Raw genomic sequence first — 13379 nt, 5'->3', positions numbered from 1 at the left:
AAGAGACGGCGGCCGGCCCAGTGCGCGGGTCGGCAGCCGTCTGCGGACGCCCGGACGGATCAGGGCAGTTGGGGCGTGACGACCCATTCTCCTTGCCGCATCACGCCCTTGAGGTCGAAGTCCGCGTCCAGCAGCACCAGGTCGGCGTCCTTGCCCGGCTCCAGGGAGCCGACGCGGTCGGACAGGCCGAGCAGGCGCGCGGGGTTGGCGCAGAGGGCGGCGACCACGTCCTGGACCGGCAGCCCGTCGACGGTCACCGCCCGCTTGAACGCCCGGTCCAGGGTGAGTGTGGAGCCCGCGATCGAGCCGCCCTCCACCAGACGCGCCACGCCGTCGCTGACCTCGACCTCCAGCGGGCCGAGCAGGTAACGGCCGTCACCGCTGCCGGCCGCGTCCATCGCGTCGGTGATGAACGCGACCCGGGCGGCGCCCGCGTGATGGAACGCCAGCTCCAGGGCCGCCGGGTGCAGGTGCACGCCGTCGTTGATCAGCTCGACGGTGACCCGCTCGTCCTCCAGCAGCGCGGCGATCGGGCCGGGGGAGCGGTGGCCGAGGGTCGGCATGGCGTTGAAGAGGTGGGTGGCGACCGTGGCGCCCGCGTCGATCGCCGCGAGCGTCTGCTCGTAGGTGGCGTCGGTGTGCCCGATCGCGGCGATCACACCGTGCTCCGCGAGCAGCCGTACGGAGTCGACACCGCCCGGGAGTTCGGTGGCCAGCGTGACCATCCGGGCCTTGCCCCGGCCCGCGTCGATCAGCTTGCGCACCTCGGCCGGGTCCGGGTCGCGCAGCAGCTCCTCGGAGTGCGCGCCCTTGCGGCACGGTGAGATGAACGGCCCCTCGAAGTGGATGCCGGCGATGTCGCCCTGCTCGGCCAGCTCGCTCAGCAGCCCGGCCTGGGTGACCAGCAGGTCCATCTCGTCGGTGACCGTGGAGGCGACCAGGGTGGTGGTGCCGTGCAGCCGGTGGGCGCGGACGGCCGTCAGCACGTCGTCCACGGTGCCGGAGAAGGAGGCGCCGCCACCGCCGTGGTTGTGGATGTCGACGAAGCCCGGCACCAGCCAGTGGCCGCCGGCGTCGAGGACCTCGGCGTCCGCGGGGGCCGCGCCCGCGGCCGTCGTGCCCGCGGCGTCCGCCGCCCCGGCCCGCGTGATCTTCGTGCCCTCCACGACCACGCGCCCGTCGTCCACCACACCGGTGGGCAGCACCACCCGAGCACCTGTGAGAACCAAGCTGGGAGCCATCAGGCGGTTACCTCCGAGGGGTCGGTCGTGGGGTCGGTGGAGTCGAGGAGATCCCGGGCGAGCAGTCCCGCGCCCAGGCAGCCGGCGGTGTCGCCGAGGGCGGCGGGGACGATGGACGGCAGTTTCTGGAAGGTGACCCGCTGCCGGACGGCGTCCCGCAGCGGCTGGAACAACACTTCCCCCGCCTCGGCCAGACCGCCACCGACGATCAGCGTGCGCGGGTCCAGCAGGGTGAGCGCGGTGACGAGTCCGTCGGCGAGCGCGTCCACCGCCCCCTGCCAGATCCGGACGGCGTTCGGGTCACCGGACGTGACGGCCTTCGCGCAGTCGGCGGCGTCCGCGTCCGGGTCCCCGCAGACCGTCACCCACGCCTCGCTGACGGCGGACGCGGAGGCGTAGCGCTCCAGGCAGCCGTGCTGCCCGCAGGGGCAGGCGGTGCCGCCGGGCCGTACGACGACGTGCCCGATCTCGCCGGCGAACCCGTGCGCGCCCGACTCCACCCGGCCGTCCACCCCGATGGCGCCCGCGATCCCGGTGCCGAGAGCGACGAACAGGAAGCGGTCGGCGCCCTTGCCCGCGCCGATGCGGCCCTCGGCGAGCCCGCCGGTGCGCACGTCGTGGCCGAGCGCCACGGGGATGCCGAGCCGGTCGGTGAGCCGGTCGCGCAGGGGCACGTCCCGCCAGCCGAGGTTGGCCGCGTAGACGGCGGTGCCGTGCTCCTCGTCGACGATGCCGGGCACCGCGATGCCGGCCGCGGCGGCCGGCTCGCCGTAGCGCTCCAGGCCGTACGCGCGCAGCTCGGCGGCGAAGCCGAGGATCGTCTCGACCACGGCGCCGGGCCCGCGCTCGCGGCCGGTGGCCCGGCGGGCGCGGTGCAGCAGCGCGCCGTCGTCGCCGACGAGGGCCGCCTTCATCCCGGTACCGCCCACGTCCAGGGCGATGACATGTCTCACGGGAGACAGTGTGGCCCGCGGACCCAGGAGAGGTCTAGTCCACTCACGTGGTGTAGACCTTATGTGTCCACATATTGAACGGTCAGACAGCAGGGTTGGGGCTTTGACGGTGCGTCGGCGTACGGCAGGAACGATCGCGGTGGTGTCCGCACTGGGCATGACGGCGGTCCTCGGCGGCTGCGGGAGCACGGGCTCCTCCGACGTGACGCTCAGACTCGTCGCCGCCGACTACGGCGACTCGGCGGCCAACAGCTCCAAGAAGTACTGGGACGAGCTGGTCGCCGCCTACGAGTCCGGGCACCCGGGCGTCAAGGTCGAGGTCAGCGTCTACTCCTGGAACGACGTCGACCGCAAGGTCAAGGAGATGGTCGACGCCGGGCACGCCCCCGACCTGGCCCAGATCGGCGCCTACGCCGACTACGCGGCCGCGGGCAAGCTCTACCAGGTCTCCGACCTGCTCTCCATACGCACCCAGGCCGACTTCCTCTCCCCGCTCGCCGACGCGGGCCAGTGGAAGCACGTGCAGTACGGCATCCCCTTCGCGGCCTCCACCCGGGTGCTCTTCTACAACAAGACCCTCTTCGCGCAGGCCGGCATCACCCCGCCCACCACCTGGGCCGAGCTGGCGTCCGACGCCAAGGCGCTGCGGGACAAGGGCGTGAAGTACCCCTACGCCCTGCCGCTCGGCCCCGAGGAAGCCCAGGCCGAGACCATGCAGTGGCTGCTGAGCGACGGCTACACCGACAACGGCGGCAATGGCTACACCGACGACATCGGCACCTACACCATCGACTCCGCGCAGAACATCCAGACCTTCACCTGGCTCAAGGACGAGCTGGTCGACAAGGGCCTGACCGGCCCGGTCGCCCCCGGCAAGCTCAACCGCGCGGACGCCTTCACCGCCTTCGCCGACGGCCGCGTCGGCATGCTCAACGGGCATCCGGCACTGATCCAGCAGGCCGCGAAGAAGGGCGTGAGCTTCGGCATGGTCCCGATGCCGGGCCGCGACGGCACGGCCAAGGCGTCGATGGGCGTCGCCGACTGGATGATGGGCTTCAAGCAGAACGGGCACGCCGAGCAGATCGGCGACTTCCTCGACTACGTCTACGCGCGGAAGAACGTCCTCGCCTTCTCCCGCGCCTACGGGCTGCTCCCGGTCACCGGCTCGGCGTCCACCGCGATGTCCCAGTCCGACGTGGCCGCGGACAAGAACCTGCGCCCCTTCCTCGACCAGCTCCCCACCTCCCAGCTCTACCCCGTCGGCAAGACCTCCTGGGCCGCGGTCAGCGCGGCCGTCAAGAAGGACATCGGCCAGGCGGTCGCGCCCGGCGGCAGCCCCGCCGGGGTCCTGACCCGGCTGCAGGCGGTGGCGACGGCGGCCGACAGCAGCGACGCGAACTGAGCCGGCTGTCGGTGCCCGGCGCTACGGTGGCCCCCATGGAACTGGGCAGCCGCGAGAAGGCCATCCTCGCGCTGGAGCGCCGGGGCTTCACCGGCCCCGGCGCGAAGGAACGGGCGATACGCGAGGAACTGGGCCTGGCGCCGGTGCGCTACTACCAGCTCCTCAACGCGTTGCTGGACGACGAGCGGGCGCTGGCGCTCGACCCGGTCACCGTGAACCGGCTGCGCCGGGTCCGGGAGGCACGGCGGTCCGAGCGCTGACCTTCCGCGTTCGCGCGCGCCGACCAGGCGTGACCTCGGCCCCCGCTGGATAGTGTCGCTGTATGGACCTTCTGCCGACCCCGGCGACCCAGGCCGGACGGGACGGGCTCGCCGCGCTGCTCGCCAGGCCCCGCACCGCGGTGATCGGCCTCGACTTCGACGGCACGCTCGCCCCCATCGTGGCCGACCCCGAACAGGCCCGCGCCCACCCCGAGGCGGTGCCCGCGCTCGCCGCGCTCGCCCCGCGGGTCGCCTCCGTCGCGGTGGTGACCGGCCGGCCGGCCGAGGTCGCGGTGCGACACGGCGGCTTCGCGGACGTGCCCGGCCTGGAACACCTCGTCGTCCTGGGCCACTACGGCGCCGAGCGCTGGCAGGCCGCGACCGGCGAGCTGACCGCACCGCCGCCGCACCCCGGCGTGGCCGCCGTCCGCGCCGAGCTGCCGGGCCTGCTGGAGCGGGTCGGCGCCGGGCAGGGCACCTGGATCGAGGAGAAGGGGCGCGCGGTCGCCGTGCACACCCGGCGAGCGCAGGACCCGCAGGCCGCCTTCGACGCCCTGCGCGCACCCCTCACCGACCTCGCCACCCGGCACGGCCTGATCGTCGAGCCCGGCCGGCTGGTCCTGGAGCTGCGCCCGCCCGGCATGGACAAGGGCGTGGCCCTGCTCGACCACGTCCGCGCCACCGGCGCGGGAGCCGTCCTCTACGCCGGCGACGACCTCGGCGACCTCCCCGCCTTCGCGGCGGTCGAGAAACTGCGCTCGGACGGCGTACCCGGCCTGCTGGTCTGCAGCGGCAGCGCCGAGGTCACCGAACTGGCGGAACGGGCGGACATCGTCGTGGACGGCCCCGAGGGCGTCGTCGCCCTGCTGCGGGGACTGGCCGCCCAGCTCGACTGACCCGACCGCAGACCGCAGACCGCCGCCTGTCAGCGGTCTGCGACTAGCCGCCTGCGGCCAGCGACCTGTCGTCAGCGGGCAGCGGCCTGCGGTCTGCGGTCAGCCGAGTGCGGCCAGCCGAGTGCGGCCTGCGGCCAGGGCCAGGGGTCCGGGGCCGGCGGCCTGCCGTCAGTGGCTGGCCGTCAGCGGGCAGTGGCCGACGGCCTGCCGTCAGCGGCCAGGGCCATCGGGCAGCGGCCTTCCGCCGGCTGCCGGCCGCCTGCCCTCAGCCGCCGGCCGCCTGCCGGCAGTCGTCGGCCGTAGCCGTCAGCGGGCAGCGGCTGGCGGCCAGCCGAGTGCGGCCTGCGGCCAGGGCCAGGGGTCCGGGGCCAGCGGCCTGCCGTCAGCCGGCAGTGACTCAGCCGTCAGCCCTCCAGGGCGGCCAGCTGGTCCAGGAACCAGCGGGTGGGCGGCAGCGCGGTGGCCGCGGCCGCGAGCCGCTTGGAGCGCTCCGCCCGCTCGCCCGCCGGCAGGCTCAGCGCCTCGTGCAGGGCGCGCGCCGTCCCCCCGATGTCGTACGGGTTCACCACGATCGCGCTCTCGCCCAGCTCCTCGTACGCCCCGGCCTCCCGGGACAGCACCAGCGCACAGCCCTCGTCGGAGACGACCGGCACCTCCTTGGCGACCAGGTTCATGCCGTCCCGGATGGGGTTGACCAGGGCGACGTCGGCCAGCCGGTACGCGGCAAGCGAGCGCGCGAAGTCGTCCTTCACATGCAGCACCACCGGGGTCCAACCGGGCGTGCGGAACGCGGAGTTGATCTCCTCCGCGACCCGCTGCACCTCGGCGGTGTAGTCCCGGTAGACGGCGAGGTCCTGCCGGGAGGGGTAGGCGAACGCCACGTGCACCACCCGCTCGCGCCACTCGGGGTGCTCCTCCAGCAGCTCCCGGTACGCCAGCAGGCCGCGCACGATGTTCTTGGACAGCTCGGTGCGGTCCACCCGGACGATCGTCCGGCGCCCCTCGCCGATCTCCGCGCGCAGCGCGGTCATCCGTTCGCCCACGTCGTCGCGGTGCGCGCGGTCGCGCAGGAAGTCCGCGTCCGCCCCGAGACCGTGCACCCCGATCCGGGTCCCGGACGGGACGCCGGAGTCCAGGACCGCCCGGCAGCAGTCGGTGAACGCGTCCGCCCACCGCCGGGTCAGGAACGCCGCACGGTCCGCGCCGAGGATGCCCTCCAGCAGCTCGGTCGCGATGTCGTCGGGCAGCAGCCGGAAGTAGTCCGGCGGGGCCCACGGGGTGTGCGAGAAGTGGCCGATGCGCAGGTCGGGGCGGAGCTCGCGGAGCATCCGGGGGGCCAGGGCCAGGTGGTAGTCCTGGATCAGCACCGCGGCGCCCGGTGCCGCCTCATCGGCCAGCGCCCGGGCGAACGCCTCGTTGTACGCCCGGTACGACGCCCACTGCCGCCGGAATCCGGCGTCGAAGATCGGCTCCAGCGGGGTCTGGTACAGCATGTGGTGCACGAACCACAGCACCGAGTTGGCGATGCCGTTGTACGCGTCGGCGAACACGGTGGCGTCGATGTCGAGCATCCGCACCCGCTGCCCGCCGGTGTCCTCCTCCGGCAGCAGCCCGCCGGCCGCCCGCCGCACCGCCTCCCGGTCGCCGTCGCCCAGCGCGGCGCACACCCACACCGCACTGGCGTCGGAGCCGATGGCCGACAGGCCCGAGACCAGGCCGCCACCACCCCGTCTGGCGTGTAGTGAGCCACCCGCGCCGTCGGGGCGCACCTCGTACGAAACCGGTCCGCGATTGGACGCGACCAGCACCTCAGCACCGTGCCTGGAAGCCATAAGCCTCAACCTAGCCCGGCCCGGAAATACTCAAACGTACGTACCGCCCCGTCGGTTGCGGCGGTGTCCGTATACGGCCGTCCGGTCACCGCGCGTTCACGCCACCCGGCGGTGCGCGTACTCCGCGATCTCCGCCATCGGCGGCCGCTCCTCGGTGTCCACCGAGTAGGTGCGCGGCTCGAAGCCGTCCGCGCCCCGCTCGAACTGGGTCAGGGACGGGCGGACCAGGTGCCCGCGGGCCAGCCTCAGCTGCGCCGTGCGGTAGATCGCGGCGGCCATCCGGCCCAGCGCCTGGCCGTCCTGGTGGCGGTGCTTGCGCACGCCCACGTCGACCTGCGCCAGCGCGTCCAGGCCCACCAGGTGCAGCGCGTCCACCAGCATGCCCAGCTCCACGCCGTAGCCGACCGGGAACGGCAGCTGTTCCAGCAGTGAGCGGCGGGCCGCGTACTCGCCGCCCAGCGGCTGCACGAAGCCGGCGAGCTGCGGCCAGTGCATGTTCAGCAGCGGGCGGGCCATCAGCTCGGTGACCCGGCCGCCCTGCCCGCCGGCGCCGGCGAGCGGACGGTCGTACATGGCCTTGACCAGGTCGACGTCCGGGTCGGTGAGCAGCGGGCCGACGATCCCGGAGACGAAGTCGGAGGAGAACTCCCGCAGGTCGGCGTCGATGAAGCAGACGATGTCGCCGCCGGTGACCAGCAGGGAGCGCCACAGCACCTCGCCCTTGCCGGGGACGGCGGGCAGGCGCGGCAGGATGTCGTCGCGGTGGACGACCCGAGCGCCCGCGGCGGCGGCGACCTCGGAGGTGCGGTCGGTGGAGCCGGAGTCGACGACGACGATCTCGTCGACCAGCGGGAGGCGCTCCACGAGGTCGTGGCGGATCACCGCGACGATGTCGCCGACCGTCTCCTCCTCGTCCAGTGCGGGCAGCACGACGGAGACCGTCTGGCCCGTGCGCTGCTTGGCGGCCAGGATCTCGTGCGGCGAGCGGTCGGTCACGGACCAGGAGCGCGTGCTCAGCCAACGTTCGACTTCTTCCAGCACGGTCGGCGGCTCCTCACGGTTGTCTCGCGGTACGGACGACTATCTCAACTGTCCTGGCCTTCGGTTACAGTCTTGAACAACGCCGATGACCATCGCATGTCGGGGGTCGCCGGCGCCCACAACCACATACAGCTCATCCAGAGGGGCAGAGGGAAACGGCCCGATGAAGCCCCGGCAACCCTCCAGTCGGTACTCGTAGACCAGACAAGATCTGATCGTCTTCGCGAGGCTCCCGGCTAGGGAAGGTGCCAAATCCGTCTCACGGCGAAGTGCGTCGTGAGGAAGATGAGGAGAAAGGGCCTCGCCTCCATGGCTGCGCAGACAGTTGCAAGCACCAGCAATCCCGCCGTCGATCTCGGTCCCGCCGCCGCCCTGAGCTGTCGCGAGTGCGGCCACCGGGTACCCCTCGGGCCGGTGTTCGCCTGCGAGGAGTGTTTCGGTCCGCTGGAGATCGCCTACGACTTCTCCGCGTACGACACCGAGGAACTGCGCCGGCGCATCGAGTCCGGCCCCGCGAACATCTGGCGCTACGCCCCGCTGCTGCCGGTCCCCGCGGACGTGGCCGACAAGCCCAACATCAACCCGGGCTGGACCAAGCTCGTCGAGGCCGACAACCTGGCGCGCGAACTGGGTGTCACCGGCGGCCTGTACGTGAAGGACGACTCCGGCAACCCGACCCACTCGTTCAAGGACCGGGTCGTCGCCCAGGCGCTGGAGGCCGCGCGTGCCTTCGGCTTCACCACCCTCTCCTGCTCCTCCACCGGCAACCTGGCCGGCGCCGTCGGCGCCGCGGCCGCCCGGGCCGGCTTCCGCTCCTGCGTGTTCATCCCGCACGACCTGGAGCAGGGCAAGGTCGTCATGGCCGCGGTGTACGGCGGCGAGCTCGTCGGCATCCAGGGCAACTACGACGACGTGAACCGTTTCTGCTCCGAGCTGATCGGCGACCCGGCCGGTGAGGGCTGGGGCTTCGTGAACGTCAACCTGCGCCCGTACTACGCGGAGGGCTCCAAGACCCTCGCGTACGAGATCTGCGAACAGCTCGGCTGGCGCCTCCCGGACCAGATCGTCGTCCCGATCGCCTCCGGCTCCCAGCTCACGAAGATCGACAAGGGGCTGCAGGAGCTGATCAAACTGGGCCTGGTCGAGGACCGCCCGTACAAGATCTTCGGCGCCCAGGCGGAGGGCTGCTCGCCGGTGTCGACCGCGTACAAGGCGGGTCACGACGTGGTGCGGCCGCAGAAGCCGAACACCATCGCCAAGTCCCTGGCCATCGGCAACCCGGCCGACGGGCCGTACGTCCTGGACATCGCGCGCCGCACCGGCGGCGCGGTGGAGGACGTGACGGACGAGGAGGTCGTGGACGCCATCAAGCTGCTGGCCCGCACCGAGGGCATCTTCGCGGAGACGGCGGGCGGGGTGACCGTGGGAGTCACCCGCAAGCTGCTCAAGGACGGAATCCTCGACCCGGCGAAGACCACGGTCGTGCTCAACACCGGCGACGGCCTCAAGACCCTCGACGCGGTGGCCGGCACCGGCCTGACCGCCACCATCCGCCCGACCCTGGACTCCTTCCGAGAGGCTGGCCTCGCATGAGCGTGACCGTTCGCATCCCCACCATCCTGCGCACCTACACGGGTGGCCAGGCCGAGGTCGCCGCCGAGGGCACGACCCTCGCCGAGGTCATCGAGAGCCTGGAGAAGAACCACACCGGCATCGCCGCCCGGGTGCTGGACGACCAGGGCAAGCTGCGCCGCTTCGTGAACGTCTACGTCAACGACGACGACGTCCGCTTCGAGCAGGGGCTGCAGACCGCGACCCCCGACGGCGCCGGTGTCTCCATCATTCCGGCGGTCGCCGGCGGCTGACATTACCTTCGGTAATCGCGGTTACCGATTGTTCATGGAATGGCCTCCTCCGTGAGAGAAACGGAGGGGGCCATTCTGTGTGATTGAGCGCGGTAGAGTTGGGGAACGCGTTCCGGGTCTGCGGGTCGCGGGCCCCGGAATCATGCCGTACGCCCGTCGAGAAACAGCCAAAGTGTGCGGGTTTTTCGCGGCTTTTGAGCCATTTGCGGGGCCCGACTTGCCCTGAATTCGCCTGAATTCTCGGCAGATTCCGGATCGGGCTCGTCCAGAATTCTCGTCCGATTGACCTGTTGCAGACGGCAGTTGGACAGATACATTCAGCCGCGGTCGACGCGTTCCGGCGCACGCCCCCGTTCAATGGGGGGTGAGGTCTGACCCGGGTCCGCGAAGTGTGGATCTGTGCAAGGGCCAGTAATAGGGGAGTTAGGCATGGCTCAGGGCACCGTCAAGTGGTTCAACGCGGAGAAGGGCTACGGCTTCATCGCGGTCGACGGTGGTGCGGACGTCTTCGTCCACTACAGCGCGATTCAGATGGACGGCTACCGCACCCTGGAAGAGGGCCAGCGGGTCGAGTTCGAGATCTCGCAGGGCCAGAAGGGCCCGCAGGCCGACATGGTTCGCGTCACCGCCTGAACGTTCTTCACGCGAAGGGCCCACACCCCGCCCGGGGTGTGGGCCCTTCGTCCTGTTCGCCCCGGGCTGATCCCCCGGAGGCGCTTGCACTCGCCATGCCCGAGTGCTAATCATTGGCGTTAGCACTCTGAAGGTGAGAGTGACAACGAAGGACCGGGTCGGTGAGGCCCGCGGGCCAAGTGGTGCAAGGAACCACGGGGCCGGCGAGCCGTCCGTCGCGGGCGCGGGCGCGGTCCGAAGGAATCACCCCCAGTCCTGGAGGGACCACTTCACATGGCCAAGATCATCGCGTTCGACGAGGAGGCGCGGCGCGGCCTCGAGCGCGGCATGAACCAGCTCGCGGACGCCGTCAAGGTGACGCTCGGCCCCAAGGGCCGCAACGTCGTCCTCGAGAAGAAGTGGGGCGCCCCCACGATCACCAACGACGGTGTCTCCATCGCCAAGGAGATCGAGCTCGAGGACCCGTACGAGAAGATCGGCGCCGAGCTGGTCAAGGAAGTCGCCAAGAAGACGGACGACGTCGCCGGTGACGGTACGACCACCGCGACCGTGCTCGCCCAGGCCCTGGTCAAGGAAGGTCTGCGCAACGTCGCCGCCGGTGCCAACCCGATGGCCCTGAAGCGCGGTATCGAGAAGGCCGTCGAGGCCGTCTCCGCCGCCCTGCTGGAGCAGGCGAAGGACGTGGAGACGAAGGAGCAGATCGCCTCCACCGCGTCCATCTCCGCCGCCGACACCCAGATCGGCGAGCTGATCGCCGAGGCCATGGACAAGGTCGGCAAGGAAGGCGTCATCACCGTCGAGGAGAGCAACACCTTCGGTCTCGAGCTCGAGCTCACCGAGGGCATGCGCTTCGACAAGGGCTACATCTCCGCCTACTTCGCCACCGACATGGAGCGCATGGAGGCGTCGCTCGAGGACCCGTACATCCTCATCGCGAACTCCAAGATCGGCTCCGTCAAGGACCTGCTCCCGCTGCTGGAGAAGGTCATGCAGTCGGGCAAGCCGCTGCTGATCATCGCCGAGGACGTCGAGGGCGAGGCCCTGTCGACCCTGGTCGTGAACAAGATCCGCGGCACCTTCAAGTCCGTCGCCGTCAAGGCCCCGGGCTTCGGCGACCGCCGCAAGGCCATGCTCGGCGACATCGCCATCCTGACGGGCGGCGAGGTCATCTCCGAGGAGGTCGGCCTCAAGCTGGAGAACGCGACCCTGGACCTCCTGGGCCGCGCCCGCAAGGTCGTCATCACCAAGGACGAGACCACCATCGTCGACGGTGCCGGTTCCTCGGACCAGGTCAACGGCCGGGTGAACCAGATCCGCGCCGAGATCGAGAACAGCGACTCGGACTACGACCGCGAGAAGCTGCAGGAGCGCCTGGCGAAGCTCGCCGGCGGTGTCGCGGTCATCAAGGCCGGTGCCGCCACCGAGGTGGAGCTCAAGGAGCGCAAGCACCGCATCGAGGACGCCGTCCGCAACGCGAAGGCCGCCGTCGAGGAGGGCATCGTCGCCGGTGGTGGCGTGGCCCTGCTGCAGGCCTCCTCGGTCTTCGAGAAGCTGGACCTGGAGGGTGACGAGGCGACCGGCGCCAACGCCGTGAAGCTCGCGCTCGAGGCCCCGCTGAAGCAGATCGCCGTCAACGGTGGTCTCGAGGGTGGCGTCGTCGTGGAGAAGGTGCGCAACCTGGCCGTCGGCCACGGTCTGAACGCCGCCACCGGCGAGTACGTCGACATGATCGCCGAGGGCATCATCGACCCGGCGAAGGTGACCCGTTCCGCGCTGCAGAACGCCGCCTCCATCGCCGCGCTGTTCCTCACCACCGAGGCCGTCATCGCCGACAAGCCGGAGAAGGCCGCCGCGGCCGCTCCGGGCGGCATGCCGGGCGGTGACATGGACTTCTGATCCACCCGGATCAGCCTGTCCTTTCCGAGGGCGGCACCCCCTGTTCCGGCAGGGGGTGCCGCCCTCGGGCGTGTCCGGAGTGTGTTCCGGAACACACAGTGACCCCGGTCCTTCCGGAATGCGCACCGCTGCGGCGATGGTTGCTTCAGGTGGTGTAACAATGCGTGCGCACATACCAGCCGGTCAGCTCACGCGGCCACCCGTCACCCGTCATTCGTCAGGAGCCCCCACGTGACCGTCACGTCCCCCGCGTCCCGCGCCGCCCAGATCCTCTCCCGTCCGATCGCGCTGAACGGGCTCACGGTGCCCAACCGGATCGTGATGGCGCCGATGACCCGGATGTTCTCGCCGGGCGGTGTTCCCGGTGAGGACGTGCGGTCGTACTACGCGCGCCGCGCCGCCGCCGGTGTCGGTCTGATCGTCACCGAGGGCACCTACGTGGGCCACGAGTCGGCCGGGAACAGCGGTCGCGTCCCGCGGTTCCACGGGGAGGAGCAGCTCGCGGGCTGGGCGAAGGTCGCCGAGGACGTGCACGCGGCCGGCGGCACGATCGTCCCGCAGCTGTGGCACATCGGCATGGTCCGCGAGCAGGGCCAGAACCCCTTCCCCGACGCCCCCGCGATGGGCCCCTCCGGTCTCGTCACCGCGGGCGCCGAGGCCACCGGCAAGGCGATGACCCAGCAGGACCTCGACGACGTCATCGGCGCGTTCGCCCGGGCCGCCGCGGACGCCGAGCGCATCGGGTTCGACGGCGTGGAGATCCACGGCGCCCACGGCTACCTCCTCGACCAGTTCCTCTGGGAGGGCACCAACCGCCGTACCGACGCCTACGGCGGTGACCCCGTCGCCCGGGCGAAGTTCTCCGCGGAGATCGTCGCGGCGGTCCGCGCGGCCGTGTCCCCCGAGTTCCCCGTGATCTTCCGCTACTCCCAGTGGAAGCAGCAGGACTACACCGCCCGGCTCGCCGAGACCCCCGAGGAGCTGGAGGCCGTCCTCACCCCGCTGGCCGCCGCCGGCGTCGACGTCTTCCACGCCTCCACCCGCCGCTACTGGCTGCCCGAGTTCGACGGCTCCGACCTGAACCTCGCGGGCTGGACGAAGAAGCTGACCGGCAAGCCCGTCATCACCGTCGGCTCGGTCGGCCTCGACGGCGACTTCACCGGCGCTTTCCAGGGCCAGGGCTCCCCGGTCAAGGGCATCGAGAACCTGCTGGACCGCATGGAGTCCGACGAGTTCGACATGGTCGCCGTCGGCCGCGCCCTGCTCCAGGACCCGGACTGGGCGGCCAAGGTGCTCGCCGACCGGTTCGAGGAGCTCGCGCCCTACGACGCCGCCGCGCTGAAGACCCTGAGCTGAGCCG

12 protein-coding genes and 1 riboswitch are annotated in these 13379 nt (G+C 71.4%); of the genes, 8 read left to right on the top strand and 4 right to left on the bottom strand.

Features of this window, described 5'->3' with window-relative positions; all coding sequences use genetic code 11:
- Positions 1-59: 59 nt before the first annotated feature.
- On the bottom strand, positions 60-1241 hold the full coding sequence (nagA, locus tag PV343_RS18165) for an N-acetylglucosamine-6-phosphate deacetylase (RefSeq protein WP_319147974.1): 1182 nt from the start codon (positions 1239-1241) through the stop codon (positions 60-62).
- Positions 1241-2194 (bottom strand): ROK family protein, encoded by a 954-nt coding sequence (locus PV343_RS18160; protein WP_319147973.1) that lies wholly within the window; start codon positions 2192-2194, stop codon positions 1241-1243. Before PV343_RS18160 ends, nagA begins: the two co-directional genes overlap by 1 nt.
- 139 nt (positions 2195-2333) lie before the next feature.
- Here PV343_RS18160 and PV343_RS18155 point away from each other — a divergent pair, with 139 nt between their 5' ends.
- From PV343_RS18155 to otsB, 3 genes are all read left to right on the top strand, one after another.
- Positions 2334-3596 (top strand): extracellular solute-binding protein, encoded by a 1263-nt coding sequence (locus PV343_RS18155; RefSeq protein WP_319147972.1) that lies wholly within the window; start codon positions 2334-2336, stop codon positions 3594-3596.
- Positions 3597-3631: 35 nt separating this feature from the next.
- On the top strand, positions 3632-3856 hold the full coding sequence (locus tag PV343_RS18150; RefSeq protein WP_133921827.1) for a DUF3263 domain-containing protein: 225 nt from the start codon (positions 3632-3634) through the stop codon (positions 3854-3856).
- A 62-nt stretch (positions 3857-3918) separates the two neighbouring features.
- Complete coding sequence (otsB, locus tag PV343_RS18145) at positions 3919-4752, top strand: trehalose-phosphatase (protein ID WP_319147971.1); 834 nt, start codon at positions 3919-3921, stop codon at positions 4750-4752.
- Between the two features lie 404 nt (positions 4753-5156).
- On the opposite strand, the gene PV343_RS18140 is transcribed toward otsB, so the two are convergent.
- On the bottom strand, positions 5157-6584 hold the full coding sequence (locus PV343_RS18140; RefSeq protein WP_319147970.1) for an alpha,alpha-trehalose-phosphate synthase (UDP-forming): 1428 nt from the start codon (positions 6582-6584) through the stop codon (positions 5157-5159).
- Positions 6585-6680: 96 nt separating this feature from the next.
- Positions 6681-7625, bottom strand: coding sequence for a glucosyl-3-phosphoglycerate synthase (locus PV343_RS18135; protein WP_319147969.1), 945 nt, complete (start codon positions 7623-7625; stop codon positions 6681-6683).
- 130 nt (positions 7626-7755) lie between these two features.
- A riboswitch (SAM riboswitch) is annotated at positions 7756-7917 on the top strand.
- Positions 7918-7934: 17 nt separating this feature from the next.
- On the opposite strand from PV343_RS18135, the gene thrC reads away from it, so the two are divergent.
- From thrC to PV343_RS18110, 5 genes are all read left to right on the top strand, one after another.
- Complete coding sequence (thrC, locus tag PV343_RS18130; RefSeq protein WP_319147968.1) at positions 7935-9218, top strand: threonine synthase; 1284 nt, start codon at positions 7935-7937, stop codon at positions 9216-9218.
- Positions 9215-9490 carry a MoaD/ThiS family protein gene (locus tag PV343_RS18125; protein ID WP_319147967.1) on the top strand — a complete coding sequence of 92 codons (276 nt, stop codon included), beginning with the start codon at positions 9215-9217 and terminating at the stop codon, positions 9488-9490. The genes thrC and PV343_RS18125 overlap by 4 nt, the downstream gene beginning before the upstream one ends.
- Before the next feature lie 429 nt (positions 9491-9919).
- The gene (locus PV343_RS18120) at positions 9920-10123 is read left to right on the top strand and encodes a cold-shock protein (protein ID WP_004986573.1); all 204 of its coding nucleotides are present in this window, start codon (positions 9920-9922) and stop codon (positions 10121-10123) included.
- 273 nt (positions 10124-10396) lie between these two features.
- Complete coding sequence (gene groL / locus PV343_RS18115; RefSeq protein ID WP_133921822.1) at positions 10397-12019, top strand: chaperonin GroEL; 1623 nt, start codon at positions 10397-10399, stop codon at positions 12017-12019.
- Between the two features lie 231 nt (positions 12020-12250).
- Complete coding sequence (locus PV343_RS18110; RefSeq protein WP_319147966.1) at positions 12251-13375, top strand: NADH:flavin oxidoreductase; 1125 nt, start codon at positions 12251-12253, stop codon at positions 13373-13375.
- Positions 13376-13379: the final 4 nt, after the last annotated feature.

The sequence above is a fragment of the Streptomyces sp. WI03-4A genome (assembly GCF_033792105.1).
Taxonomy (GTDB): domain Bacteria; phylum Actinomycetota; class Actinomycetes; order Streptomycetales; family Streptomycetaceae; genus Streptomyces; species Streptomyces collinus_A.
Note: the sequence above shows the minus strand (reverse complement) of the source record. Positions and strands in the feature narration are given on the sequence as shown.

Bases quoted from the DNA above. Each gene is read 5' to 3' on its own strand.
- nagA (WP_319147974.1), bottom strand. From the start codon at position 1,241: ATGGCTCCCAGCTTGGTTCTCACAGGTGCTCGGGTGGTGCTGCCCACC.
- groL (WP_133921822.1), top strand. From the start codon at position 10,397: ATGGCCAAGATCATCGCGTTCGACGAGGAGGCGCGGCGCGGCCTCGAG.
- PV343_RS18150 (WP_133921827.1), top strand. From the start codon at position 3,632: ATGGAACTGGGCAGCCGCGAGAAGGCCATCCTCGCGCTGGAGCGCCGG.
- PV343_RS18125 (WP_319147967.1), top strand. From the start codon at position 9,215: ATGAGCGTGACCGTTCGCATCCCCACCATCCTGCGCACCTACACGGGT.
- otsB (WP_319147971.1), top strand. From the start codon at position 3,919: ATGGACCTTCTGCCGACCCCGGCGACCCAGGCCGGACGGGACGGGCTC.
- thrC (WP_319147968.1), top strand. From the start codon at position 7,935: ATGGCTGCGCAGACAGTTGCAAGCACCAGCAATCCCGCCGTCGATCTC.
- PV343_RS18140 (WP_319147970.1), bottom strand. From the start codon at position 6,584: ATGGCTTCCAGGCACGGTGCTGAGGTGCTGGTCGCGTCCAATCGCGGA.
- PV343_RS18120 (WP_004986573.1), top strand. From the start codon at position 9,920: ATGGCTCAGGGCACCGTCAAGTGGTTCAACGCGGAGAAGGGCTACGGC.